At 65.5% G+C, this 24,464-nt stretch carries 22 protein-coding genes; 13 read left to right on the top strand and 9 right to left on the bottom strand.

Annotated elements, in window-relative coordinates:
* The first annotated feature begins 1 nt into the window (after position 1).
* From AC5RU7_RS14220 to AC5RU7_RS14200, 5 genes are all read left to right on the top strand, one after another.
* Positions 2-1,003 (top strand): sugar phosphate isomerase/epimerase family protein, encoded by a 1,002-nt coding sequence (locus tag AC5RU7_RS14220; RefSeq protein WP_494052770.1) that lies wholly within the window; start codon positions 2-4, stop codon positions 1,001-1,003.
* Between the two features lie 52 nt (positions 1,004-1,055).
* The gene (locus tag AC5RU7_RS14215) at positions 1,056-2,840 is read left to right on the top strand and encodes a dihydroxyacetone kinase family protein (protein ID WP_494052769.1); all 1,785 of its coding nucleotides are present in this window, start codon (positions 1,056-1,058) and stop codon (positions 2,838-2,840) included.
* On the top strand, positions 2,837-3,325 hold the full coding sequence (locus tag AC5RU7_RS14210; RefSeq protein ID WP_494011266.1) for a ribose-5-phosphate isomerase: 489 nt from the start codon (positions 2,837-2,839) through the stop codon (positions 3,323-3,325). Before AC5RU7_RS14215 ends, AC5RU7_RS14210 begins: the two co-directional genes overlap by 4 nt.
* Positions 3,326-3,327: 2 nt before the next feature.
* A complete protein-coding gene (locus AC5RU7_RS14205) occupies positions 3,328-4,314 on the top strand; it encodes a 3-hydroxyacyl-CoA dehydrogenase family protein (protein ID WP_494052768.1) in 987 nt (328 codons plus the stop codon).
* Positions 4,315-4,431: 117 nt separating this feature from the next.
* A complete protein-coding gene (locus AC5RU7_RS14200) occupies positions 4,432-4,680 on the top strand; it encodes a hypothetical protein (RefSeq protein WP_494011268.1) in 249 nt (82 codons plus the stop codon).
* 26 nt (positions 4,681-4,706) lie between these two features.
* Here AC5RU7_RS14200 and AC5RU7_RS14195 read toward each other — a convergent pair whose 3' ends face one another.
* Positions 4,707-5,141: a CBU_0592 family membrane protein gene (locus AC5RU7_RS14195; RefSeq protein ID WP_494052767.1), complete on the bottom strand. Its 435-nt coding sequence runs from the start codon at positions 5,139-5,141 to the stop codon at positions 4,707-4,709.
* Positions 5,142-5,421: 280 nt separating this feature from the next.
* On the opposite strand from AC5RU7_RS14195, the gene AC5RU7_RS14190 reads away from it, so the two are divergent.
* From AC5RU7_RS14190 to AC5RU7_RS14175, 4 genes are all read left to right on the top strand, one after another.
* Positions 5,422-5,811 (top strand): helix-turn-helix transcriptional regulator, encoded by a 390-nt coding sequence (locus AC5RU7_RS14190; protein ID WP_494052792.1) that lies wholly within the window; start codon positions 5,422-5,424, stop codon positions 5,809-5,811.
* Complete coding sequence (locus AC5RU7_RS14185; RefSeq protein WP_494052766.1) at positions 5,799-6,218, top strand: VOC family protein; 420 nt, start codon at positions 5,799-5,801, stop codon at positions 6,216-6,218. The genes AC5RU7_RS14190 and AC5RU7_RS14185 overlap by 13 nt, the downstream gene beginning before the upstream one ends.
* A 76-nt stretch (positions 6,219-6,294) precedes the next feature.
* Entirely contained in the window at positions 6,295-8,685 is a 2,391-nt protein-coding gene (locus AC5RU7_RS14180) for an ATP-binding cassette domain-containing protein (protein WP_494052765.1), read from the top strand.
* Positions 8,686-8,719: 34 nt separating this feature from the next.
* The gene (locus tag AC5RU7_RS14175) at positions 8,720-9,292 is read left to right on the top strand and encodes an MOSC domain-containing protein (RefSeq protein ID WP_494052764.1); all 573 of its coding nucleotides are present in this window, start codon (positions 8,720-8,722) and stop codon (positions 9,290-9,292) included.
* Here AC5RU7_RS14175 and AC5RU7_RS14170 read toward each other — a convergent pair whose 3' ends face one another.
* Entirely contained in the window at positions 9,293-10,468 is a 1,176-nt protein-coding gene (locus AC5RU7_RS14170) for an MFS transporter (RefSeq protein ID WP_494052763.1), read from the bottom strand.
* Positions 10,465-11,130, bottom strand: a complete 666-nt coding sequence (locus AC5RU7_RS14165) for a GntR family transcriptional regulator (RefSeq protein ID WP_494011274.1) — start codon at positions 11,128-11,130, stop codon at positions 10,465-10,467. Before AC5RU7_RS14165 ends, AC5RU7_RS14170 begins: the two co-directional genes overlap by 4 nt.
* A 248-nt stretch (positions 11,131-11,378) precedes the next feature.
* Between AC5RU7_RS14165 and AC5RU7_RS14160 the strand changes: the two genes are divergently transcribed.
* Both AC5RU7_RS14160 and AC5RU7_RS14155 read left to right on the top strand, forming a co-directional pair.
* Complete coding sequence (locus AC5RU7_RS14160; RefSeq protein ID WP_494052762.1) at positions 11,379-12,437, top strand: TerC family protein; 1,059 nt, start codon at positions 11,379-11,381, stop codon at positions 12,435-12,437.
* A 137-nt stretch (positions 12,438-12,574) separates the two neighbouring features.
* Complete coding sequence (locus AC5RU7_RS14155; RefSeq protein WP_494052761.1) at positions 12,575-14,851, top strand: beta-L-arabinofuranosidase domain-containing protein; 2,277 nt, start codon at positions 12,575-12,577, stop codon at positions 14,849-14,851.
* Positions 14,852-15,004: 153 nt separating this feature from the next.
* Here AC5RU7_RS14155 and AC5RU7_RS14150 read toward each other — a convergent pair whose 3' ends face one another.
* From AC5RU7_RS14150 to AC5RU7_RS14140, 3 genes are all read right to left on the bottom strand, one after another.
* Positions 15,005-15,964, bottom strand: coding sequence for a 2-hydroxyacid dehydrogenase (locus AC5RU7_RS14150; RefSeq protein ID WP_494052760.1), 960 nt, complete (start codon positions 15,962-15,964; stop codon positions 15,005-15,007).
* On the bottom strand, positions 15,961-17,160 hold the full coding sequence (locus AC5RU7_RS14145; RefSeq protein WP_494052759.1) for a pyridoxal phosphate-dependent aminotransferase: 1,200 nt from the start codon (positions 17,158-17,160) through the stop codon (positions 15,961-15,963). Before AC5RU7_RS14145 ends, AC5RU7_RS14150 begins: the two co-directional genes overlap by 4 nt.
* Before the next feature lie 188 nt (positions 17,161-17,348).
* A complete protein-coding gene (locus tag AC5RU7_RS14140; protein WP_494052758.1) occupies positions 17,349-19,562 on the bottom strand; it encodes a catalase in 2,214 nt (737 codons plus the stop codon).
* 353 nt (positions 19,563-19,915) lie between these two features.
* On the opposite strand from AC5RU7_RS14140, the gene AC5RU7_RS14135 reads away from it, so the two are divergent.
* Both AC5RU7_RS14135 and AC5RU7_RS14130 read left to right on the top strand, forming a co-directional pair.
* A complete protein-coding gene (locus tag AC5RU7_RS14135) occupies positions 19,916-20,380 on the top strand; it encodes a hypothetical protein (RefSeq protein WP_494052757.1) in 465 nt (154 codons plus the stop codon).
* Between the two features lie 247 nt (positions 20,381-20,627).
* Positions 20,628-21,206, top strand: coding sequence for a hemerythrin domain-containing protein (locus tag AC5RU7_RS14130; protein ID WP_494052756.1), 579 nt, complete (start codon positions 20,628-20,630; stop codon positions 21,204-21,206).
* Positions 21,207-21,857: 651 nt separating this feature from the next.
* On the opposite strand, the gene AC5RU7_RS14125 is transcribed toward AC5RU7_RS14130, so the two are convergent.
* From AC5RU7_RS14125 to AC5RU7_RS14115, 3 genes are all read right to left on the bottom strand, one after another.
* Positions 21,858-22,622 (bottom strand): YoaK family protein, encoded by a 765-nt coding sequence (locus AC5RU7_RS14125; RefSeq protein ID WP_494052755.1) that lies wholly within the window; start codon positions 22,620-22,622, stop codon positions 21,858-21,860.
* Between the two features lie 212 nt (positions 22,623-22,834).
* Positions 22,835-23,407: a flavin reductase family protein gene (locus tag AC5RU7_RS14120; RefSeq protein ID WP_494052754.1), complete on the bottom strand. Its 573-nt coding sequence runs from the start codon at positions 23,405-23,407 to the stop codon at positions 22,835-22,837.
* Between the two features lie 2 nt (positions 23,408-23,409).
* Positions 23,410-24,456: a methionine synthase gene (locus AC5RU7_RS14115; protein ID WP_494011284.1), complete on the bottom strand. Its 1,047-nt coding sequence runs from the start codon at positions 24,454-24,456 to the stop codon at positions 23,410-23,412.
* Positions 24,457-24,464 lie beyond the last annotated feature (8 nt).

Below are 24,464 nucleotides of genomic sequence, written 5' to 3'. Positions count from 1 at the left end.
TATGGCCTACACAGCGGAAAACTGGCCCGTCGCCGCGGCGATGCTTCCCTTTCCGGGTACCAGCCCCGACGGAACCCACGTCAACGACGCGGATCCATCCGCCTGGGCCGAGGCGCTGGCTGAGGTGAAGGATGCCGGGTTTGCCAACGCGGACCTGACGGACAGCTGGCTGCGGCCCGGCGACCTGAGCCGGCACCGGCTCGCCGAATTCAAGCAGGCGGCAGAGGAGGTGGGCATTGGCATCCCGGCCATTTCCGCCATCCGGCGCAGCGTGATCGATCAACGCAACTGGGAGGCCAACCTGGCCTACAGCCACCGCACCATCGACGCCGCTGCGGAATTGGGCTGCGAGGTTGTCTCCTTCGGGCTCCACCAGGCCATCACCCCGGAGCAGCAGAAGCAGTTGTGGTTCTGGACGGTGGAAGGGCACAAGGACCCGTCGGGAGACAAGGAAGCGTGGGGTGACGCCGTCGCCCGCCTTCGCGAACTCGGCCGGCACGCCGCGCAGGTAGGTGTCCTGGTTTCGCTTGAAACGTACGAGGACACCTACCTCGGCACCGCGGACTCGTCCGTGCGCCTCGTCCAGGACATCGGGCTTCCGAACGTGGGCCTGAACCCGGACCTGGGCAACCTGGTCCGGCTGCACCGGCCGGTGGAGGACTGGCGTGAGATGGTGGCCAAAACCCTGCCCTACTCCAACTACTGGCACATGAAGAACTACTTCCGGGACGAAGACGCCGCGCGCGGCACGTATGTGACCATTCCGGCTCCGATGGAAAGCGGCCTCATTAACTACCGCGAGGCCTTCAAGCTGGCGCTGTCCGCCGGCTTCCAGGGCATCCTCTGCACCGAGCACTACGGCGGGGACGGCTTGAGCGTCTCCGCCAGCAACCAGGACTACCTCCGGCGCCACGTGCTTCCCAAGCGGGACGGTTATGCGCTGGGCGAGAGCCATGTTGCGCAGGGACGGCAACAGCCGACGGCGGACCTCGTCAACGCGTGACTGCCCAGGGCCTGAAGGCCGGCCTTCCTACAAGGATCCAAACGAGGAAACCATGACCCAGATTTTTGACGACCCCGCCGACTTCGTGGAGGAGGCACTGGACGGCTTCGTGGCCGCCAACCGCGGGTACGTGGCCCGCGTGGACGGAGGCGTTGTGCGTTCCACCGAAATGGCGCACCGCCAGGTGGCGGTGGTGGTGGGCGGCGGTTCCGGTCACTACCCCGCGTTTGCCGGCCTGGTGGGCCCCGGCCTGGCTGCAGGTGCGGTGTGCGGCAACATCTTCACCTCACCTTCCGCCGGCCAGGCCTACCGCGTGGCCAAGGCGGCGGACACCGGGGGCGGAGTGCTGTTCAGCTTTGGCAACTATGCGGGGGACGTGATCCACTTCGGCGAAGCCCAGCAGCGGCTTAACGCCGAAGGCATCGAAACGCGGACGGTCCTGGTCACGGATGACATCGCCAGCGCCCCCCTGGATGAAATTGATAAGCGCCGTGGAATTGCCGGTGACCTGACCGTCTTCAAGATCGCCGGCGCCGCGGCGGAAGCGGGACTGGACCTGGACGCCGTCGAACAGCTGGCCATCCGCGCCAACTACTGCACCCGAACGCTCGGCGTCGCCTTCGACGGCTGCACGCTTCCCGGGGCTGCGGAACCGCTGTTCCACGTGCCCGCCGGCCAGATGTCGTTGGGCCTGGGCATCCATGGCGAACCGGGGATTTCCGAGCATCCGCTGCCTACGGCCTCCGAGCTCGCGGAACTGCTGGTCTCCCGGCTGCTGGAGGACAAGCCGGAAGATGCAGGCGACCGCGTGGTGGCCATCCTCAACGGCCTGGGCAGGGTCAAGTACGAGGAACTGTTCCTGCTGTTCGGCAAGATCGAGAAACTCCTCACCACTGCGGGACTGACGATCGTGGAGCCGGAGTGCGGAGAGCTGGTCACCAGCCTGGACATGTACGGGCTGTCCCTTACGCTGCTGTGGCTGGACGAGGAACTGGAGCGCTACTGGGCAGCCCCGGCCGATACGCCCGGGTTCCGCAAGGGCAGTATGGCAGGGCGGGAACGCCGGGCACTGCGGACCCTGGATCGGGGCGAACAGGAGGGCACCGCGGCTGCTGAGGAGGAAATTGCGACGGCGGCAGCGGCTGAGCTGGGCCGGCTGGCAGCCGTCGTGCTCGCGCAGGCGCGGGCCGTCGTCGTCGATCATGAAAAAGAGCTGGGCAGGCTGGACGCGATAGCCGGCGACGGCGACCACGGCATCGGCATGCGACGCGGCGCGGAAGCGGCAGCGGCAGCCGCCCTGCACGCCACGGCTGCCGGCGCCTCCGTGCAGCGGGTGCTGACCGCGGCCGGGGAGGCTTGGAGTGAACGCGCAGGCGGAACGTCGGGGGCACTGTGGGGATCTGCCCTCGCGGCGGCCGGGCATGCCCTCGGCAACAAGGACTCGTACAGCGGCGGGGACGCGGCGGCCGCCGTGAACGCCTTCGTGGAGGCCGTCACCAGCCTGGGCAAGGCTGATGTGGGCGAGAAGACAATGGTGGACGCGCTGCTTCCCTTCCGGGAGGCCTTCCTGGCCACGTTCGAAGTGGGGGCGCCAGTGACCGGGGCGCTGGCCTCCGCGGTGACCGCCGCGCGCCAGGCTGCCGACGCCACCGCATCCCTGCGCCCGCTGAAGGGGAGGGCACGGCCGCTGGCCGAAAAGAGCCTGGGCCACCCGGATCCCGGAGCAGTGTCCTTTGCCCTGATCGCTACGCGGGTTTCCGATTACTTCGATTCTTCACAGCCGCTGTCCTATCCCAGGCAGGTCGCTTACATGTCCCGAAATGGAGCTCACGCATGAGCGCCGCTGCCGGGGCAGGATGGAGGATCGTCATCGGCAACGATGAAGCCGGCGTCGAATACAAGGAAGCGCTGAAGGCGCTGCTCGAAGCTGACAGCCGTGTTGAGTCGGTGCTGGATGTGGGGGTCGCTTCCGGCGACTCCACCGCCTACCCGCACGTCGCCGTCCTCGCCGCCCGGAAGGTGGCAGACGGCGAGGCGGACCGTGCCCTGCTGATCTGCGGCACCGGACTGGGCGTGGCCATCGCGGCCAACAAGGTGCCCGGCATCCGGGCCGTCACCGCCCACGACTCCTACTCCGTGGAACGATCCGTCATGAGCAACAACGCGCAGGTCCTCACCATGGGCCAGCGCGTCATCGGCCTGGAACTGGCCAAGAAGCTCGTGGGCGAGTGGCTCAGCCACCGCTTCGACACAACGTCACCTTCCGCCGCCAAGGTGGACGCCATCTGCTCCTACGAGCCCGAATCCACGAAAGCAGTCTAAACATGCCTGAAGCAGCAAACAGCCCAAGCCCCGCGAACGTTACCCGGCACGTCGCCGTCGTCGGATCGGGGTACATGGGCGGCGGGATCGCCCAGGTCCTGGCGCTCGGTGGAGCACGCGTGGCACTCGCCGACGTGTCCGCCGAAGTGGCGCGGAGCAACTACGACCGGCTCCTGGCGGAGTCGGACCAGTTCGTGGCCGACGGGCTGTTCCCCGCCGGTTCCACGGAAACCCTCAAGCAGAACCTCTGGGCAGCCAGCGACATCGAGGAAGCCGTTGCCGACGCTGATTTCATCGAGGAAGCGGTCCCCGAGATCATTGCGGTCAAGCACCAGACGCTGTCCCGCATCAGCCAGGCGGCCCGGGCGGACGCCGTCATCGGGTCCAACACCTCCACCATCTCCATCGGTGAACTCTCCCGGCCGGTCAGCAACCCGGAACGGTTCCTGGGTGTCCACTTCTCCAACCCGTCACCCTTCATCCCCGGCGTCGAGATCATTCCGCATGCGGGCACCTCGCCGGAGGTTGTAGGGACTGTCCGCGGCCTTGTCCACGCGGCCGGAAAGCAAACAGCGGTGGTTAAGGACGCCACCGGCTTCGTCCTCAACCGCCTGCAGTACGCGCTGTTCCATGAAGCCGCGCAGCTGGTGGAACAGGGCATAGCAACCGCGGACGACGTTGACACCCTGGTCCGCACCACTTTCGGCTTCCGGCTGCCGTTCTTCGGGCCGTTTGCGATCGCGGACATGGCCGGGCTGGACGTCTACGACTTCTGCTACAAGTCCCTGCAGACCGATTTTCCGGAGCGGTTCGCCACGCCGAAAATCCTGAGTGACCTGGTGGACGCCGGAAAGCTTGGCACCAAAACCGGCGCCGGGTTCCTCAACGTCCCCGCCGAACGAATCCCCGAGCTGATCGCCTACCGCAACAAGGCGTACGGAGCCATGCAGAAGCTGCTTGACGAGCTGGGTCCGGCACCGATCAACTGAGCACTTCGTGGGTGTCCGATCGCGTCAGCAGAAGATCACCCCTAAGACACCTTGCGGACACCTGCGCCCGGGAGAATCGAACCAGGAAAACTCCCATGCGAGAGGCGGGGAAAGGTCATGGCCAGCAGTGACCACATTGACGTCGATTTCTGTCGCGAACTCGCGTCAGGCGACGCCGTCGAAGCGTATTACAAGAACACCCTGGTTCACCGCGGCCCGGTGACGGGCACTGCCCCGGACCAGGGGCTCGTCTGGATTCTCGACACCTTGACCGGCGACAGGCGGCTCCTCGACCTGGCCGAACTTGAGATTGTGCGCATTCCCCCGCGCTACCGTGAGGTCCGGGTGGAGGCACCCCGCCCATAGCGCGTGGCGGACCGGCGTGCGCTAGCCTAAACGGCCAGCCGCTGCCCCTCGGCCAGGGCAGGTGCGGAACACGCCGGCGGTGCCGGCGCCATCGAGGGGCGGGGAGCCACCACGGGGATGGCGCCCGTCAGGACCTCAACCACCGCCATCTGGCCGGTGGTGTCCGGGACGCCGGGGTACTGCACCTGGGAAGCTTCGGCGGCAGCGGCAGCGGCAGCGGGGCCGTCCGTTGCCCGCATACGGACCAGTGCGACCGCGGAGATCAGGAACCACGCCACGTTGGTGAACACCGAGGGCCAGGCCCCGTGCAAGGTGCCGTTGATAATGAAGGCAACGGCACCGAACAGGTTCGCCACCTGGAAACCCTTGCCGGCCTTCAACCAGCCCATGGACACGGCCATGTATGCACTGAGAATCGCAGCCGCGCCTGCCCAGCCGGCAATTTCCCACAGCAGTTCCATGGCGTCCTTTCAAGATGTCCCGGACAGTATCCGGGCAGGGGTTTCGATAGCAATGAAGGTTCGGTTTTGCCGGTGCTGCGTTTTCTCGAGCCCTGTCCGGGCGAGGGCCTCATACTGGCCGGCGGCACAATCATATCCCGCGGGGAACCGGCCGTTTTCACTGCTGAACCGTGATGCTGCACACCTCTGGACAACTCCCCTGCCCCGTAGCACGATCTGAGGTGTGACCTCCGACCCCTACCTCCGCGAACTCACCCAGCTTCGCCGCGTCAAGGACCGGATGGACCGGGAGTACGCCCAACCGCTGGATGTTGAATCGCTGGCCAGGGAGGTCCATATGTCCGCCGGCCACTTCAGCCGCCGCTTCAAGCTCGCCTACGGCGAATCGCCCTACAGCTACCTCATGACCCGGCGGATTGAACGCGCCATGGCGCTGCTCCGCAAAGGCGACCTCAGCGTCACCGAGGTGTGCTTCGCCGTCGGCTGTTCCTCGCTGGGCACCTTCAGCACCCGCTTCAGCGAGCTGGTGGGGATGCCTCCCAGCACCTACAAACAGGAGGCGGAACGCTCGACGGCGGGCATCCCCGCCTGCGTTGAAAAGCAGGTCAGCAGACCGGTCAGGAATCGAGAAGCGCCGCTTGCGGAGCCGCAACTAGCATGGCTGCCATGAACATCACCATCTCCTCCAGCTTCCTTCCGCACACCGATCCCGACGCCTCGATGGCGTTCTACCGCGACGCCCTGGGCTTCGAAATCCGCAATGACGTTGGCCGCGGCACCATGCGCTGGATCACCGTGGGCCCGGCAGGCCAGCCGGACGTCTCCATCGTCCTCTACCCGCCCGCGGCGGACCCCGGCGTCACCGACGACGAGCGCCGCACCATCGCCGAAATGATGGCCAAGGGCACCTTCGCAACGGTGGTCCTGTCCTCCCCGGACGTGGACGCCGCCTTCGCCAAGGTGGAGGCGACCGGGGCCGACGTCGTGCAGGAACCCATCGACCAGCCGTACGGGATCCGGGACTGCGCCTTCCGCGACCCCGCCGGCAACACCGTCCGGATCAACCAGCAGCCCTAAGCTTGAACCCAGCGACGCCAAGGGAGGCTCCGGGCCGGCCTCCCTCCGCCCAAACGGCCGAACAGATGGAGACCTCATGAGCACGGACACGAGCACCAGCACCCCCACAGCCGGAATGCACGTCGCTGACAGCCACGACACCATCCGTGTCCAGGGCGCGCGGGAGAACAACCTCAAGGACGTCAGCCTGGAACTGCCCAAGCGCCGGCTGACGGTCTTTACGGGAGTCTCCGGTTCCGGCAAGAGCTCGCTGGTGTTCGCGACCATCGCCGCGGAATCGCAGCGGCTGATCAACGAAACGTACAGCGCGTTCGTGCAGGGGTTCATGCCCAGCCTGGCCCGTCCCGACGTCGACCGGCTGGAGGGCCTGACGACGGCGATCATCGTGGACCAGGAGCGGATGGGCGCCAATCCGCGTTCCACGGTGGGCACCGCCACGGACGCGAACGCCATGCTGCGCATCCTGTTCAGCCGGCTGGGGAAGCCCTACGTGGGCCCGCCCACCGCCTTCTCCTTCAACGTCCCCACCCGCAAGGCCAGCGGCGTGATGAGCACGGAGAAGGGCGGCCGCGTGGAAAAGAGCGTCGTCCAGCAGGTGACGTACCTGGGCGGGATGTGCCCGCGCTGCGAGGGCATGGGCAACATCAGCGACATCGACCGGACGGCCCTCTACGACGACTCCAAGTCCCTCAACGAAGGTGCCCTGACCGTGCCGGGCTACTCCATGGACGGCTGGTACGGGCGCTTGTTCGAGGGGATGGGCCTGCCGATGGACAAGCCCATCGCATCCTTCACCAAGAGGCAGCTGGACACCATGCTGTACGCCGAGCCCACCAAGATCAAGGTGGAAGCCGTCAACCTCACGTTCGAGGGCATCATCCCCAAGATCCAGAAATCCATGCTGTCCAAGGACGTGGAGGCCATGCAGCCGCACGTCCGCCGGTTCGTGGAGCGGGCTGTCACGTTCGACACCTGCCCGGAGTGCAAGGGCACCCGGCTGACGCCGGAGGCGCTGTCCTCGAAAATCAAGGGCAAGAACATCGCAGACCTCTGCAGCATGCAGATCAGCGACCTCGCCGAATGGATCCGTGACCTGGACGAGCCCTCGGTCCGGCCGCTGCTCGCCGGACTCCGGGACCTGCTGGACTCCTTCGCGGAGATCGGACTGGGCTACCTGTCCCTGGAGAGGCCCGCCGGCACCCTCTCCGGCGGCGAGGCGCAGCGCACCAAGATGATCCGCCACCTGGGCTCATCCCTGACTGACGTCACCTACGTCTTCGACGAGCCCACCATCGGCCTGCACCCGCACGACATCGAGCGGATGAACAACCTCCTGGTGCAGCTGCGCGACAAAGGCAACACCGTCCTGGTGGTGGAGCACAAACCCGAGACCATCGCGATTGCCGACCACGTCGTCGACCTCGGCCCGCTGGCCGGCTCCGGCGGCGGCGAGATTGTCTACGAGGGCGACGTGGACGGGCTGCGTTCCAGCGACACCGTCACCGGGCGGCACATCGGCTACCGGGCCCGGCTCAAGGAGTCAGTCCGCGCAACGGCCGGGGCGCTGGAAATCCGCGGCGCGTCCACCAACAACCTGCGCAACGTGGACGTCGACGTGCCGCTGGGCGTTCTGTGCGTGGTCGCCGGCGTGGCCGGCTCCGGCAAGAGCTCCCTCATCCACGGCTCACTCGCCAAGCGCGAAGGCGTCATCACCATCGACCAGGGCGCCATCAAGGGCTCGCGGCGCAGCAACCCGGCCACCTACACCGGGCTCCTGGAACCCGTCCGCAAGGCCTTCGCCAAGGCCAACGGGGTCAAGCCGGCACTCTTCAGCTCCAACTCCGAGGGCGCCTGCCCCACCTGCAACGGCGCCGGGGTGATCTTCACCGAACTCGGCGTCATGGCCACGGTGGAATCCACCTGCGAGGACTGCGAGGGCCGCCGGTTCCAGGCCGCCGTGCTGGAGTACACGCTGGACGGCCGCAACATCGCCGAAGTGCTGGCAATGTCCGTCGAGGAGGCACTGGCCTACTTCAGCCAGGGCGAAGCCAAGACACCGGCCGCCCACAAGATCCTGGAGCGGTTGGCGGACGTGGGCCTCGGCTACATCACGCTTGGCCAGCCCCTCACTGCCCTGTCCGGCGGCGAGCGCCAGCGGCTGAAGCTCGCGACGCAGATGGCGGAGAAGGGCGACGTCTACATCCTGGACGAGCCCACCACGGGCCTGCACTTGGCCGACGTGGAAAACCTGCTGGGCCTGCTGGACCGCCTGGTGGAGTCGGGCAAGTCAGTGATCGTGATCGAGCACCACCAGGCCGTGATGGCGCACGCCGACTGGATCATCGACATCGGTCCCGGAGCAGGGCACGACGGCGGCAGGATCGTTTTCGAGGGCACCCCGGCTGACCTTGTGGCCAAGCGGGCCACGCTGACCGGGCAGCACCTGGCCACCTACGTGGGGGCGTAGTCCCCTCCCGCGCGCAAACGCCTACGGTGGAGGCATGGCCGAAAACTACCGGTACGACGTCGAGATCCTGCACCTGCTGGTGTCCCCCGGGCATGCCTACTTTGGCCGTGCCCGGGACGGCGCCGCCGCCGTGCCCACGGTGGACGCGGAAGAGGCTGAGGTGGTGGCGGGCAAGGGCATCGTGGGAGACCGCTTCTTCGGCAAGGCGGCCCACATGGATGCCGCTGTGACGTTGTTCGCCGTCGAATCCCTGGAGGCGATCGCCGCCGAGCTGGGGGCCGGGCCCTTCGATCCGCTGCTGACCCGGCGGAACGTGGTGCTCCGCGGGGCGCAACTGGCTCCCCTGCTGGGGCAGGACTTCGTGGTGGAGTCGGGCGGCTCGGCGGTAACGCTGCACGCCGGGCGGCACGCCCAGCCGTGCACGTGGATGGACGGGATGCTCGCCCCGGGCGCCCACGCCGCGATGCGCGGGCGCGGGGGCATCCGCTGCCGCGCCCTGTCCGGCGGCTTCCTGCACCGCGGCCCGGCAGTCCTGGTCAGCCCGGTACCGCTGGACCCGTCGCAGGCCGGCGTGCCCAGCGTGCTGCGCCCGTCGCGGCTGCCCTAACTATTCCAGCTGCACACCCTGGAGCAGCACGAGCGTTCCGCCCACCACTGCCGCCGAGGCAAGGAAGACGCCGGCGGTGCCAAGGCCCGCCGCGACAACGCCGATGGCGCTGGGCAGCACCACCTGGCCCACCCGGTTCCCCGCCAGCCGCAGGGCAAGGGCCCGCCCGCGCTGCCCTGCCGGAGCCTGCGATGAAAGCCAGGACATGGTGAGGGGCTGGCCGATGCCAAGCCCCAGCCCGAGCACTGCCATCACAACAAACAGCAGCCACGCCGGCATGGGTATCGCGGCGGCTGCCAACGCGGCGGTGGACAGGGCAAGGCTGGCAACCAGCAGCCGCATGCGGCCGATCTTCCGGGCAATCCGCCCCAACAGGATCCGGGAGACCATGGAGAACACAGCCCGGACGGTCAGCATGGCGCCAACGGTTGCGGCGGTGAACCCGCGGTCGGCGCCAAGCGCGGGAAGGTAGACCATGGTGAGGTCCACCACGGCAAGGACAGTGGCGCTGGTGGCCAAGGCCCTGGCTACTCCCGGGGCCCTCAACAACCCAAGGGCGCTGCCTTTACCGCCAACTGCGGCAACTGCCTTCTTCTTTCCTCCCCCGAATTTCGCCGCGATGACGAAGGTTGTTGCGAACAGCACCAGGCTCATGCAGACCGAAAGGAAGAAGATGGCCTGGGTATCGGGGCGGACAGAAGCGCCGCCCACGAGCGAAATTGCCAGCGGCCCCAAAGCCTGCCCCAGGGACGCCGCGAACGTCAGGTAGCCAAAGGCGGAGTCCAACCGGGTTGCGGCGGCGTTGTTGGCCACCACAGCCTGCTGCCCCACCACGCAGGCAAGCTGTCCCGCGCCCAGCAGCGCCGTTCCGGCCACCAGCGCCACGATCGATGAACCCCACAGCAGCAGAAACGCGGAGCACAGCAGAACGACGGCGGACCCGGCCGCCATCAGCCTGCGTTCACCCAGGCGGTCCACCAGGCTGCCCGTGGGGACGGCGAGCAGCAGGGGAAAGACGGCATAACTGGCGGCGAGCAGCCCCAGGGCGAAGCTGGGAACGTCCAGCTCCAGCGCACGGTAAGTGGCGGCCGGCCGGACAAGGAAGGTGACGGCCTGGATCAGGGTGGAGTGGATCAGCAGGGCTGTGGCGGAGCGGCGTCCAAGTTCCCCGATCACGGGATGGCCAGGCCGTTGCCGGTGATGGTGCGCAGGGCGGCGTCCCGGGCACCCATCACGTGGTCAAAGGCGACCTTGGCGGCCTTCTCTGGTTTGCCGGCCGCCACAGCATCCACCAGCGTCCGGTGCTGGTCCAGGGCCTGGTCCCGCCGCTCCTGGGTGCTGTTGGTGAAGTGGCGGTACCGTTCCATCTGGCTGGAAATCTGCTCGTGGAAGCGGCGGGCCCAGGAATTCCCGGCGATGTCCGCGATTTTGGCATGCAGGGCCATGCCCTGCTGCATGGCGTCATCGGCAAATTCCACCATGGCGGCGTTGCGCGCAAGGATGCCCCGGAGCGCTTCAATATCGGCCTCTGTCGCCTTGATGCAGGCGTTCCGCGCCATGAGGGACTCCATGGCAGCCCGTACCTCATAGAGTTCGGATATTGCGGCCTCGTCCAGCCCCGGCACCACCACGCCGCCGGTTGGCTGCTGCTCCAGCAGGCTCTCGGAAATGAGCCGCCGCACCGCTTCACGCAGGGGTGTTCGGCTCACCTGGAGCGCTGCGGCCATTGCCGGTTCATAGATACGCTCCCCCGGCTTGAGCTCCAGGGTGAGGATACGGCGCTTCAGTTCGGCGTAGACAACGTGGGCTCCGGTGTTCCGAGCCGGTGATTCTGGCATGGTGCGACCTCCATCCAGAATCATACATGTATACATCTATACAGCAGACTGGGGGAATTGCAGCCGGCGAGCGGGCCCTGGCAGTTGCCAGCGCGCGGGAAAGCAGTTAACTTAGTTTCTCCGGAGGGGAGTATCCCCCACTCCGTCCATCGTCAGTACGTAGGCCCCAGCGCCTTCCGGTGGACAGGCCAGCTTACGGCCCGGGAGAGACCTCCAGTTGGTAACTACTGACTGGAAGCAGGTGCTCCATGAATATTCCCCTGTGGATGTGGTTCGCTGTCATCGGATTCATCCTCCTCATGCTCGTCGTCGACCTCGTCGCCCACCGGCATGCGCACGTCATTTCCGTACGTGAAGCGGCGGCATGGTCAACGCTGTGGGTGCTGTGCGGCGTCGCGTTCGGCGGCATTGTCTGGGTGATGTACGGCGCGGAGTTCGGGCAGCAGTACTTTGCGGGCTACCTCATCGAAAAATCGCTGGCGGTGGACAACGTGTTCGTCTGGGCGATCATCTTCACCTTCTTCGCCGTCCCGCGCGAGTACCAGCACCGGGTCCTGTTCTTCGGCGTCCTGGGGGCGCTGGTGTTCCGCGGCCTGTTCATCGCGGCCGGATCGGCGATCATCGCCAGTGCAGGCTGGGTCCTCTACCTGTTCGCCGCTTTCCTGCTTTTCACCGGGTACCGGATGCTCAAACAGCGCAACGAGCACATCGACCCGGAGAAATCGCAGGCCCTGAGGCTGTTCCGCCGGCATGTGCCGATGACGGACGCATTCCATGGCCAGCGGTTCCTCGTCAGGCGGAACGGTGTCCTGCTCGCCACTCCCCTGCTGGCGGTCCTTGTCCTGGTGGAGGTCACGGACATCATCTTCGCCGTCGACTCCATCCCCGCCATTTTCGCCGTGACAGACGAGGTCTTCCTGGTGTTCACGGCCAACGCCTTTGCCATCCTGGGCCTGCGCGCCATGTACTTCCTGCTGGCGGACCTCATCCACCGGTTCGTGTACCTGAAGGCCGGCCTCGCGCTGGTGCTCGTGTGGGTGGGCATCAAGATGGCGCTCAAGATCGACGTCTACTACATCCCGACGCCGGTCTCCCTCGCTGTCATCACCGCCATCCTTGGGGTCTCCATCGCCGCGAGCCTGATCGCCACCCGCGGCCAGGCGCGGCATGAGCCGCCCGCGCCGGCAGTACCGCCTTTCCGCAATGCCACAGCGGAGGAGCTCGAGGCGTTGCAGCCGTTGTGGGGCAGGAGCTCCCGGCTTCGGGGCAAGGAGGACGTCCCGCCCGCCGAAGAGTCCGTCCGGTAGCCGCTGCCAGGTAGGCAAAAGACGCAGCGGGGACAGCAGGCGCGGCACAGGAGCTTGCTGTCCCCGCTGTTTGCCCGCATAATCTACATCGTTGTAGGAAAACTGTGGCTGGGGTTTAGACGAAGAGGAGTGGCGTGATGAATGCAAGGACGACCTCCTTCCCGCTGGACCGGATCCGGCTCCTGGACAGCAGGTTCCGGCAGGCGCAGGAGACCTCCGTCCGCTACATCCTGTCCCTCGACGCCGACCGGCTGTTCGCACCCTATCTTCACGAGGCCGGACTGGAGCCCGCCGCGGAACCCTACGGCAACTGGGAATCGGACGGCCTGGGCGGCCACATCGGCGGACACTACCTGTCCGGCTGCGCCAAGCTGTATGCAGCGACCGGCAACCCGGAACTCCTGGCGAAGGTGTGGGCCGCCGTCGTAATCCTCGGAACCTGCCAGGCCGCGAACGGTGACGGCTACGTGGGTGGGGTGCCCCAAGGCCGGGACCTCGGCAAGGAACTGGCCCGCGGTGAGGTGGATGCAGACCTGTTCACGCTCAATGGCCGGTGGGTTCCGCTGTACAACCTGCACAAGACGCTGGCAGGGCTGCTGGACGCCCACGTGTTCGCTGGGTCTACGGAAGCGCTGGACGTTGCCGTCGGTCTGGCGGGCTGGTGGTTGCGGGTCTCGGCGCACCTCGGTAATGACGCGTTCGAGGAAGTTCTCCACGCCGAATTCGGCGGCATGAACGAGGCCTTTGCCATTCTGTGGGAGCTGACCGGCAGGGAGGAGTACCTCCGGGAGGCCCGGCGCTTCTCGCACCGTGCACTGCTGGATCCGCTGGCTGCCGGGCAGGACCTGCTTGACGGCCTGCACGCGAACACCCAGATCCCGAAGGTGGTGGGTTACGCGCGCCTGGCGGACCTGACGGATGACGCGGAATTAGCACATGCGTGCGATATCTTCTGGGAGTCAGTAGTGTCCCGGCGGTCAGTGTCCATCGGCGGGAACAGCGTACGCGAGCACTTCCATCCGGCATCGGATTTCTCCCCGATGGTCCAGGACCCGCAGGGACCGGAAACCTGCAACACGTACAACATGCTCAAGCTGGCCAAGCTGCGCTTTGAGGCCCTTGGTCACGCGGCCGCCATGGACTTCTATGAACGGGCCACGTACAACCACATCCTGTCCTCGCAGCACCCCGGGACGGGCGGGCTGGTGTACTTCACGCCCATGCGGCCGGGGCATTACCGCGTGTACTCGCGGGCGCAGGAGTCCATGTGGTGCTGTGTGGGGTCCGGCCTGGAGAACCACGCCCGCTATGGGGAGCTGATCTACAGCCGCGCCGGGAATGACCTCCTGGTCAACCTGTACATCCCGTCCACCCTCGACTGGCAGGAGTACGGCCTGCGCGTGCGGCTGGAAACCGGGTTTCCGTTTTCCGACCAAGTGGCGCTGGTTGTGACCGCGGAAGCGCCTGTCGAGGCAACCATCCGGCTCCGTCGGCCCTCCTGGGCTAGCGGGATGGAGGTCGACGGCGGCACCGGGCCGGGTGGGCCGGCGGACGGCGGCGGCGGATACGTGAGCATCAGCCGCACTTGGCAGGGCACCTCCACTGTGAACGTCCGGCTGCAGGCCGACTTCGCGGCTGAGGCCCTGCCGGACGGGTCCCCCTGGGTTTCGTTCCGATACGGGCCCGTGGTGCTCGGTGCCCGGGCGGGAACCGGAGGTGTTCCCGGATTTGAGGCACCGGATGAACGGATGGGGCACGTCGCTTCGGGGCCAATGCTGCCGCTCGCGGCTACCGCCGTGGTGCCGGACCGCGGTGCCATCAGGCTGGTGGACCGGGAGGCGCTGAGGGCAGAGCTTGCCGTGATGGACGCATCCGGACGCGCGGGCACTGTGTTGCTGGAGCCGTTCGCCGGCATCCACGACGAGCGCTACACCGTCTACTGGCCAACGGGCGATCCCGCCCAGCGGTCCGCCGAACGGCGGCTCCTGGACCAGGCCGCCGCGGAACGCACGGCGGTGGTGGACGAGGTCATGGCCGGGGAACAACAGCCCGAATCCGACCACGGCTTCGCCGGGAAGTCCACACGCGCCGGCGGCGTGGACGGGCTGCACTGGCGCAGTGCCACCGGGTGGTTCTCCTACGTCCTCTGGGACCCTGGGCAGGAGGCGGGAACCCTGCGCGTCCGGTTTCGGGCTGCCGAAGGGCGCGACCATCAGCTGCGGCTGAACGGCGCAGTGCTGGACCGGCCCGCGCTGGAGCGCCAGGACGGCGACACGGTGGTGCTCGACTACCAAATTCCGGCAGCCTCCCCCGGCAACGAAGCTGACGGACGGTTGGTCTTCAGCGTCCACGCCCTGCCCGGCCGCACGTCCGGCGATCTGCTCTCCGTTGCGTTGCTCCGGCGGGGAGCCTGACCCTGGGATCCGCCCAGCCGGCGTTGCCCGCTTGGGTGCGTCCCGACGTCGCACTGCTGCGCCGGATGCTGCGGAACCGACGTCGTACGTTTAAGGATGGCCGTGCCGCAGATCCGTTCCCCCGGAAATCTGCGGCACGGCGGCTGTGGCCTGCTACCCGATCGGGGCAGGCGGCTGTTCCCCGCTGAGCACGGCGAGCGCATTGTCCGCGGCGAGCATCGCCATGGCGGTGCGCGTCTCCACGGTGGCAGAGCCCAGGTGCGGCAGCAGGACCACGTTGTCGAGGTCCAGCAGCCCGGGATGCACCGTCGGCTCCTGCTCGTAGACGTCCAGGCCCGCTCCCGCAATGATGCCGTCGCGCAGTGCGGTTGCCAGCGCCGCTTCGTCGACGATGGGTCCGCGGGCGGTGTTGACCAGGTACGCCGAGTCCTTCATCGCTGCCAGCTGCTCCGCACCGATCAGGTGGTGTGTGGCAGGTCCGTAGGGGCAGTGCAGCGAAACGACGTCGGAGACGGCCAGCAGCTCGTCGAGGTCCACCCGCCGGGCACCCAGCTCAGATGCGATGGCGGGATCGATTTCGCTGCGGGACTGGTAGACGATTTCCATGCCGAAGGCCTTGGCACGGCGCGCGGTGGCCTGGCCGATGCCGCCCATGCCGACCACGCCGAGGGTCTTGCCCTTGAGGCTGCTGCCGAGGAGGAAGAACATGCCCCACTTCCAGGCCTCGCCGGAGCGGATGAGCCGTTCGCCCTCGCCGAGCCGGCGCGTGGCCATGAGGATGAGGCTGAGCGCGATGTCGGCCGTGGCGTCGATGAGCACGCCCGGGGTGTTGGTGGCCACGACGCCCCGCTCTGTGCAGGCCGGGACGTTGATGTTGTCGTAGCCGACGGCTACGTTGGCGACGACTTTGAGCTGCGGGCCGGCGGCGTCGAGCAGTTCGGCATCGATGCGTTCGGTGAGCAGGCTGACGACGGCGTCTGCGCCGGCGACCCGGCGCAGCAGTTCCTCCCGGCTGATGGATTCCGGGCCTGCCCAGGCGTCCACCTCATGCTCGGCGCGGAGTTTCTCGAGTGCTGGTTCGGGGATACGTCCCGTGACGACGACGCGGCTCATGCGGTTTCGATCCATTCCCGCAGGCGGCCGAGGCCTTCGCGGATGTCCGGAACGTCGATGCCCGAGTACGCGAGCCGAATGTACTGCCGGTCTTCGCCGGGCTGGCGGCGGCCGAAGTGCTCACGGGTACAGAAGGAGACGCCGGTCTTGTACAGGGCCTCGGTGGCGAAATCGCCCACTGCAGTGAAGCCCATGCGTTCCATGGCGTCCGTGACGTCCGGGAACAGGTAGAACGTGGACTGCGGGACGGCGACGTGCATGCCGGGGATGCCGTTTAGGAGTTCACAGGCTGCGTCCCGGCGTGTTTTCAGGATGTCGAGCATCTGCTGCACCGGTTCCTGGGGGCCGCGGAGTGCTTCGATGCCGGCCCACTGCACGTAGTGCGTGGTGCAGGACTCATCGTTGGTGTTGAGCGTGCTGAGCACCTTGGCAATCTCGACCGGGGCGACGGCGCAACCCAGCCGGGAGCCCGTCATGGCGAACTTCTTGCTGAAGGTGTAGAGGATCACGGTGCGCTCTGCCATGCCGGGCAGGGACGCAATCGAGTGGGAGACCCCTTCGTAGCGGGTCTCGAAGTACGCCTCGTCGGAGAGCACCCAGAGATCGTGCTCGATGGCGATTTGAGCGATGGCCTCGCGTTCTGCGGCAGTGGACTCAGCAGAAATCGGGTTCTGCAGGTCGTTGTAGATGATGGCGACCGTGTTAGGGGTGATCGACGCACGGATCTGGTCGAGGTCGATGGCAAAGCCCGTGGAGGTGGGCACGTAGCGGTAGGCAACGGACGTGCCACCGAGGTATTCGATCTGGGATTCGTAGATGGGGAAGCCGGGGTTCGGGTAGAGCACTTCCTGGCCGGGGTTCATGACCGCCTGGAGGAACTTGGTGATGACGGGCTTGCCGCCGGTCATGACCACCACGTTGTCCGGCGAGAACTGGATGCCGCGGCGCGAGCCGAGGTCATCGGCGAGGGCCTCCCGCAGCTGCGGAATGCCGGGGCCCGGGCAGTAGCCCGTGTAGCCGTCCGCAATAGCCTTGTTCATCGCCTCGACGATGTGCGGGGCGGTAGGGATGTTAATATCGCCGAGATGGAACGGGTATACCCGGTTCCCCTGCGCCTTCCAGGACGCGGCGGCCTGCGCGACGCTGAAGGCGGTCTCGGTGCCCAGCCGGTCGAGCCGGTGTGCGAGTTGCTGCATGCTGTTCCACTCCTCATCGAGTTGATAATCGGTACTGCCGATCCCTGGCTAATATATCAGAATGCGAGCTTTGATATATAGACCTGCTCGAAGATTTATGGATACGCAGGCAGCGGCAGGGAAGGGAGCGCCTGCCGGCGGAACGACGGCGGCGCTCCCCTCTAGTGGCCAGCTTTCCTCGGGCGTGCCTAGGCGGACGTAACCGGGAACCGTTCCCAGACCCGGTGAGCTGCCAGCAGCCCGGTCAATTCCGTGACCAAGGCTTCAGCGTTCTCCCCGGTAACGATCCCGGGTGCATCCCCGGGTATGCCCGTGGCCGTCAAGACATCCGTGCTGGTGGCCAAGGAGCCAATGGCCTTGGCATGACGGAACGCTTCGGTAAGCAGCAGGACCGCCCGTGGATCCAGCGCACTCCCGGGGGTTCCGGCTTTCGCGTCGAGTCCAGGTTCGGCGTCGGGTGCCGGAGCGGCAGAAGCCGCAACGATGACGGCGTCGAACTCGGTGGAGCGGGCGGTGAGGTACGTCCGTTGCACGGGAACCCCGCCGTCGTTCTCTGTCCCCAGGAAGCCGCCCTGGGGGGCGATGACCAGGGGGACGATGCCGTGGGCGTCCAGCGCCTTTCGTGCTGCGTTCACGGCAGCCAGGTCGCTGTCCTCATCGGCGAGAATCCCGACGATGCGGCCAGCAACGGGCCAGGTTTTGCCCACCTGTGACAGGGCGGGGCTGGGATCGGATTCCGGAACCTGCTCTGTGGCCTGCGGGGCGGGCAGGCCCAGGCCTTTGGCCACTGCTGCGCACAGGCCGGCGTCCACGTTGGCCAGGGCTGCAAGCTGCCGTTCGCGGATGGACTTTTCGTAGCACTTGCCGAGCTCGAAGGAGTAGGCCTGGATCACGTGGTCCTGCTCCACCGGGCTCAGGCTGCGGAAGAAGAGGCCCACCTGGCTGTAGTGGTCATCGAAGGATGCCGGGTTCTTCCGCTCCTTGATGGCGGCAGCCACTTCCTCCGGCACGTCGATGAAAGCACCAAGATCCTGTCCAGCGAGGAAGGGGCAGCCGCCGTCGAGCGAGTTGGGGTGGTACGGAGCCACTCCCCCGTGGACCGCCTGCTGGTGCATGCCGTCCCGCAGCATGTCATTCACCGGAGCCTGCGGACGGTTGATGGGAATCTGGCCGAAGTTGGGCCCGCCCAGCCGGGAGATCTGGGTGTCAAGGTATGAGAAGAGGCGCACCTGGAGCAGGGGATCATTGGTGACGTCGATCCCGGGGACGAGGTGGCCGGGGTGGAACGCCACTTGTTCGGTTTCGGCGAAGAAGTTGGTGGGATTGGCGTTGAGGGTCATGACGCCGATGGGCTGGACGGGAGCCAGTTCTTCGGGAACGAACTTGGTGGGGTCCAGCAGGTCGATGCCTTCAAACATCTGGTCCTCGGTGTCCGGGAAGGCCTGGACGCCGAGCTCCCACTCTGGGTAGGCGCCGGCTTCGATGGCGTCGGCGAGGTCCCGGCGGTGGAAGTCCGGGTCCATGCCGTTGATGATCTGCGCTTCTTCCCACACCAGTGAGTGGACGCCCTGCTTTGGCTTCCAGTGGAACTTCACCAGGGTGGTGCGGCCTTCGGCGTTGATGAACCGGAAGGTGTGGACGCCGAAGCCTTCCATGGTCCGGTAGGAACGCGGGATTCCCCTGTCGGACATGTTCCACATCGTGTGCGCCTGGGCCTCGGTGTGCAGGGAGACAAAATCCCAGAACGTGTCATGGGCACTCTGCGCCTGGGGAATTTCCTGGTCCGGGTGCGGCTTCGCGGCGTGAACGATGTCCGGGAACTTGATGCCGTCCTGGACGAAGAAGACGGGGATGTTGTTGCCCACCAGATCGTACGTGCCCTCATCCGTGTAGAACTTGGTGGAAAAGCCCCGGGTGTCGCGGACCGTGTCAGCAGAACCACGGGAACCCAGCACGGTGGAAAAGCGGACAAAGACCGGGGTCTCCACGTCCTTGGCCAGGAAGCCCGCGCGGGTGATGTTTGCAGCAGTGCCGTAGGAACGGAAGACACCGTGGGCCCCGGCGCCCCGGGCATGCACCACGCGCTCGGGAATGCGCTCGTGGTCAAAGTGCGTGATCTTCTCCCGCAGGTGGTGGTCCTGCAGCAGGATTGGGCCGCGCGAACCGGCCTTCAAGGAGTGGTCGGTGTCGCGAACTCGCAACCCCTGGGCGGTAGTCAGGTACTGACCGGACTGGGCCCGTGCCGTGGCCGCCCCTGTTGGGCTTCCAGTAGGCGAGACCGCTTCAGGTCCTCGCTGGTCCGGCTTTGGCGGCAGCGGCTCCCGCGGAGTTGTCGGTTCCCCCAGGCTGGCGGGCTCGCTGGCGGGGACGCCGGGGATGTGGATGTTGCTCTCTTCTGGCACGAATTCTTCTCCTCAGGATGGGAAATCTGGCAGTCCGCTGTCGAAACCAAGATACTAAGCGTGCTTAGTACCCTAGGCAACGATGCTTCATGCCACAAATCCTTCACACGAACCGGCAAACGCGGCCCGGTGGCGAGCCTTCCTGTCATGGAACGGGTTCCTGCGTAAATACGTCTGCAACGGACTCGTCGAACGGGTCCGGACCGTGCTCAGAGCGGGAAGGATCGAGTACCCGGTACTCGTGAGTTTCAATACGCGGTGAGTTGTACTGGTATCTGTACTCGAGCACTGACCAAATGCCGCTGCGAAGTGCCGGGTGCGGTGGCTAGACAAGTTGAAGGAGGACGATCAGGATGACCCCACGCGAAGCACGCGTCCCCGAGGTCCGCGTCGGGCAGAACGTCGACGAGCTGGCGCAGTACGAAGCTTCAGGGCGGTTGAGGCCGCGTCCATGGCCTGTTGGCCCGAGTGAGAGCTACGGGAAAGTGGACTTTGATGACGGCGATGGAAAGACCGTCCTCACCGCCTACGTACAGCGCCAACCGGAAGAAGGCTACGTCCTGCACATCGAGCACCTAACCGCACCGCTGCGGGTGGATGGTACGCTCCTTCGCCTGAACCCGGTCCCTCACGTTGACACGGACGCCACGGACTTCCGCCGAATCACCGCTGCCCGTACGGCTGCTGCGAAGGCCGAGGCCGAGCTAGAAGCCGCCGTCCGGGCTGCCCGCGCGAAGGGCGACTCCTGGGAGGCTATCGGCGCTGCCCTCGGCACGTCCGCCCGAACTGCGCAGGAGCGTTTCGGCCACGCCACCTAGATGTATTGACCACGGAGGTTAGGAACACGCGGCGTGGTTAGGTGACAAAAAGAAGACCTCCAGGCGGCGGACCTGGGTCAGCTCGCGCAAGAATGGATCGTCTAGGTCACAACTAAATCATGCTGCTACCTGGCGGAGGAGATGTCAGATGTAAGGAGTCCCACGCCTCTTTATCCCACTGTTTCCGCGTGGTATTTTGACCGTTCCACCGCGCTAACAAGAAGCGATTCAAGGAGGAGGCCGAGTCATGAGTGATACCAATTCCGCCCGCGCGGACGTGGATGTCGTGGACATCCTGACCGCTGACCACCAGGACATGATTGCACTGATTGGTCAGATCCACACCGCGCCGGATGTAAGCCAGCGCAGGGACCTTGCGGACACCCTGATTGCAGAGGTCATGCGCCATGCCGTGGCGGAGGAAATGTACGTTTACCCCGCCATTGAGGACCACGTGCCCAACGGCAAGGAGGAAGTTGAGCACGACAAGAAGGAGCACGACGACATCGTCAAACTGATGAAACAGCTGGAGAAAGCCGAGCCATCAGATGCCTCCTTCATGGATCTTGTTCGCGAGCTTGAAGGACAGCTAACGCATCACGCCGGTGACGAGGAGTCGGATCAGTTCCCGAAGCTGCGCCAGCACATCCCGCGGGAGAAGCTCGTGGCCATGGGTGAGAAGGTAGAAAAAGCGAAAAAGCTGGCGCCCACCCGCCCGCACCCAAGCGCGCCCCATTCGGAGCTGTTCCACAAGACGATTGGCCCGGGCGTTGGGATGGTGGACCGGTTACTGGACAAGCTCACAGGCAGGAACACGAGCGCGTAGGGCATGCCGAGTGGAGTGCGTGGTTTTGTACAGCCTCGCTGACGGCATCGACCGTTACGTGTTTACGAGACGTACCCCGCCATCAGGCTAGTTCGAAGCCTTCCACGCTAATGGCGGCGGGCTCATCGCCCTGGGGGGCCGTTTTTGGCTGAAGATCGGCCGGCGCCCCGATGGGGATCTGCAAGTCCCGGGAGGAAGCTAAACGGTTATTGGCGGGGATCCGTTCGTCGCGGAGGGGTTAGCCCAGCCGCGCTTTTTGGAGTGGGGAGGCTTTTCACTTTAACTAGCGGTAGGTTGCGCAGCATGCTTCCTGCGTCTTGGCTGGCGCCAGTCAATGTCCGGATCAAACATAGACGCTCCATCGCTTGCGCCCGAAACTGATCAATCGGGCCCTATTCTGACTAGATTTCTGAGCAGAACCTGACGTCAGGTTAGGGTGTGCTCTAAGCGGAGGATATTCCGCCGGTCTGCCAGGTTTCCGGACTTAACGAGTTCAGGCGGTAACGGTGTGGGCTCGACCAAACGAGGCCCCAACAGTGATTCAAAAGGCAGGAAAGGTCGCAGTCGAATACGCTTCGACTTACCCTTACCAGAGGCTACTGGCTTCGCTTGGGGGAGGCCACCCGTTCTTTGCCTCTTCGGCGCCTCCGCTCAGGTAGATAGACGGGAACGATGAATCCGGGCTCCCCATTGCCCCAGCAATGCCACAACAACTATCAGGGCTCCGGAAACGATCAAAGCAGGGCCGGCTCCGGCGCCGGCAAGCAGCGCGCCAAGAGCCGCCCCAAGAAGAAGCACAACAATCGCAGCACTTCTCCTGTTCAGCAATCCCTTGTGCCCCGTTACGAGGAAAAGCTCACCCGACAACGCGGTTAAGGTGGAGGTGACGACCACGGTTGTCATTTCCCGGACCGCGAGTTTTCGGGCTACACATGCCTGAATTCCCATAGCAGCTGCCGCCAATGAAGAGATGATCACTCGGACGTCGGTGGTGAGGTTATTATCGACCAGGGAGGCTAGGGCCCCGACGGAGCAAAGAAGGAGCCCTGCGACAAGCAGCAGCACCGTGATTGGCAGGCGCCATTCCGCAGATCGTTTTCTCAGTACCAGCCCGGTCACCGCGGCGCCGATTGAGAAACACACCATCGCTGTCAGAGGACCTAGCACTGGAAGGCCATCTGCTCCCGCCATGGCCATGCCCAGTATCACCACGTTCCCCGTCATGTTTCCGATGAAGACGTGGTCAAGGGCGAGATAACCGACTGCATCGACGATCCCAGTCCCAAAAGTCAGGACCATTAGTAGCCCAAGCAACTGCACATTCCAGCGCTTCTCGGCCAGGACCTGTGCTTCGTCTGCTTGATTACCAAGTCCGGCACTGGGTGCGGCAGATGGGGTATATGGGGATGTGGTCATTTTTGAATCTCCTGAATGATTCTGAAGGGCTGCAGCCTGGCGGGAGGTGTGACCGTCGTTAACCGAAGCGTCGCATGCGTGTAGAACAGGGTTGCATCCGAGCCATTCAGGAAGTCGATGGACGCTCCGATGTTGACGAGGACGACGGCGGCAGTTGTGCACCCGCCGTCGTGAGCCGTTCGGCTTGCTGCCTGGCATTTTTGGCGCGGCGCTCAGCCTTCAAGCTTGGAATCTTCGCCCAGACGGTGCCATGAACGGTTGTGGTAGACCAGAGCGTCGCCGGGTTCGCCCGCTTGGACGTCACGCATCACGCGGGACTCTAGGGCGTGAACGGCGATGATTGTGGAGGTCCCCATCTCCGTGCGATTGATGACGGCGCAGCGCAACCAGGCGCGGACATCGTCATACACCGCTTCGCCGGTTGCAAGGGCCGACCAGCGGTGCGTCTGGTCAAAGCGGTCGGCGCCGGGGGTCGCTCCAAACTTCGCCAAGTGGACGTCGTGCGCATCCAGCAGGTGCACGACGACGGTTTCGGCGCGCGAAAGCACCTCGGACGCAGAGGACAGTGCCGAGACCGAGAAAATCAGCAACGGAGGTTCCACACTCACTGACACGACCGACGATACCGTCAGTGCCACCGGTCCTTCGCCGGCATCCGCCGTGATGACGGCGACTCCTCCTGGGTGGCCACGGAACAGTGCTTTGAATTCGTCGGCCGAGAGGGAGGGCGGGAAGCTTTGCTTCGGAGCTTCGAGCCAAGTGTCTGCGGGGTAGGCGTGAAACATCGCTATGACACCCTGGGTGCGGAGCGGTCAAGTTCCTCGCGAATGATGTTCGTCCCTGCGCTGAGAGCACTCAGCTTGGCCAGTGCGACGTCCCGGGGGAACGGTGCCATGCCGCAGTTGGAGCTGGGTATGAGCTTGTCCGCATCAACGAACTGCAGGGCCTTGCGGAGGGTGTTGGCGACGTCCTCCGGGGTCTCGATGGTCTCGCTTGCGACGTCGATTGCCCCGAGCATGACTTTCTTGCCGCGGAGGAGCTCGATGAGGTCCATGGGCACGTGGGAGTTCTGGCATTCCAGCGAGATGATATCGATGCTGGAGCTCTGCAGCAGCGGGAACGATTCCTCGTACTGCCGCCACTGTGAGCCGAGCGTCGCCTTCCAGTCAGTATTCGCCTTGATCCCGTAGCCGTAGCAGATATGCACGGCGGTCTCCGCACGCAGCCCTTCTGCCGCTCTCTCAAGCGCAGCCACGCCCCAGTCCTTGACCTCATCGAGGAAGACATTGAACGCGGGCTCGTCGAACTGGATGATGTCCACGCCGGCCGCCTCTAGTTCTTTCGCCTCCTGGTTCAGGATCGTGGCGAACTCCCAGGCCAGCTTCTCGCGGCTCTTGTAGTGGTCATCGTAGAGCGTGTCCACCATCGTCATTGGACCGGGAAGAGTCCATTTGATCGGCCGGTCGGTGGCTGCGCGGAGGAACTTCGCGTCTCCGACGAATACCGGCCGCTCGCGGCGCACCGCTCCGACGACGGTCGGCACGCTCGCGTCGTAGCGATCGCGGATGCGCACGGTCTTGCGCTGTTCAAAGTCGACCCCGCTGAGATGCTCGATGAAGGTCGTGACGAAGTGCTGGCGGGTTTGCTCGCCGTCGCTGACGATGTCGATGCCGCGTCGGCTCTGCTCGTGGATGGCGATGCGCAGAGCATCCTGCTTGCCCTCGATCAGCGCATCTCCCTCCAGCTTCCACGGGGACCAAAGAGTCTCCGGCTGTGCGAGCCACGAAGGTTTCGGCAGGCTTCCGACAACGGTGGTGGGCAAAAGTGTGTTCATGATTGACG

The organism is Arthrobacter sp. K410C, from assembly GCF_059090105.1.
This window is presented reverse-complemented; position numbering and strand designations above follow the sequence as displayed.

Excerpts from the sequence above, each read along its gene's own strand:
- AC5RU7_RS14135 (WP_494052757.1), top strand. The coding sequence starts at position 19,916 with ATGACCCCACGCGAAGCACGCGTCCCCGAGGTCCGCGTCGGGCAGAAC.
- AC5RU7_RS14210 (WP_494011266.1), top strand. The coding sequence starts at position 2,837 with ATGAGCGCCGCTGCCGGGGCAGGATGGAGGATCGTCATCGGCAACGAT.
- AC5RU7_RS14160 (WP_494052762.1), top strand. The coding sequence starts at position 11,379 with ATGAATATTCCCCTGTGGATGTGGTTCGCTGTCATCGGATTCATCCTC.
- AC5RU7_RS14145 (WP_494052759.1), bottom strand. The coding sequence starts at position 17,160 with ATGCAGCAACTCGCACACCGGCTCGACCGGCTGGGCACCGAGACCGCC.
- AC5RU7_RS14195 (WP_494052767.1), bottom strand. The coding sequence starts at position 5,141 with ATGGAACTGCTGTGGGAAATTGCCGGCTGGGCAGGCGCGGCTGCGATT.
- AC5RU7_RS14155 (WP_494052761.1), top strand. The coding sequence starts at position 12,575 with ATGAATGCAAGGACGACCTCCTTCCCGCTGGACCGGATCCGGCTCCTG.
- AC5RU7_RS14190 (WP_494052792.1), top strand. The coding sequence starts at position 5,422 with ATGGACCGGGAGTACGCCCAACCGCTGGATGTTGAATCGCTGGCCAGG.
- AC5RU7_RS14205 (WP_494052768.1), top strand. The coding sequence starts at position 3,328 with ATGCCTGAAGCAGCAAACAGCCCAAGCCCCGCGAACGTTACCCGGCAC.
- AC5RU7_RS14150 (WP_494052760.1), bottom strand. The coding sequence starts at position 15,964 with ATGAGCCGCGTCGTCGTCACGGGACGTATCCCCGAACCAGCACTCGAG.
- AC5RU7_RS14200 (WP_494011268.1), top strand. The coding sequence starts at position 4,432 with ATGGCCAGCAGTGACCACATTGACGTCGATTTCTGTCGCGAACTCGCG.
- AC5RU7_RS14130 (WP_494052756.1), top strand. The coding sequence starts at position 20,628 with ATGAGTGATACCAATTCCGCCCGCGCGGACGTGGATGTCGTGGACATC.
- AC5RU7_RS14180 (WP_494052765.1), top strand. The coding sequence starts at position 6,295 with ATGAGCACGGACACGAGCACCAGCACCCCCACAGCCGGAATGCACGTC.
- AC5RU7_RS14120 (WP_494052754.1), bottom strand. The coding sequence starts at position 23,407 with ATGTTTCACGCCTACCCCGCAGACACTTGGCTCGAAGCTCCGAAGCAA.
- AC5RU7_RS14115 (WP_494011284.1), bottom strand. The coding sequence starts at position 24,456 with ATGAACACACTTTTGCCCACCACCGTTGTCGGAAGCCTGCCGAAACCT.
- AC5RU7_RS14125 (WP_494052755.1), bottom strand. The coding sequence starts at position 22,622 with ATGACCACATCCCCATATACCCCATCTGCCGCACCCAGTGCCGGACTT.
- AC5RU7_RS14175 (WP_494052764.1), top strand. The coding sequence starts at position 8,720 with ATGGCCGAAAACTACCGGTACGACGTCGAGATCCTGCACCTGCTGGTG.
- AC5RU7_RS14215 (WP_494052769.1), top strand. The coding sequence starts at position 1,056 with ATGACCCAGATTTTTGACGACCCCGCCGACTTCGTGGAGGAGGCACTG.
- AC5RU7_RS14220 (WP_494052770.1), top strand. The coding sequence starts at position 2 with ATGGCCTACACAGCGGAAAACTGGCCCGTCGCCGCGGCGATGCTTCCC.
- AC5RU7_RS14165 (WP_494011274.1), bottom strand. The coding sequence starts at position 11,130 with ATGCCAGAATCACCGGCTCGGAACACCGGAGCCCACGTTGTCTACGCC.
- AC5RU7_RS14185 (WP_494052766.1), top strand. The coding sequence starts at position 5,799 with ATGGCTGCCATGAACATCACCATCTCCTCCAGCTTCCTTCCGCACACC.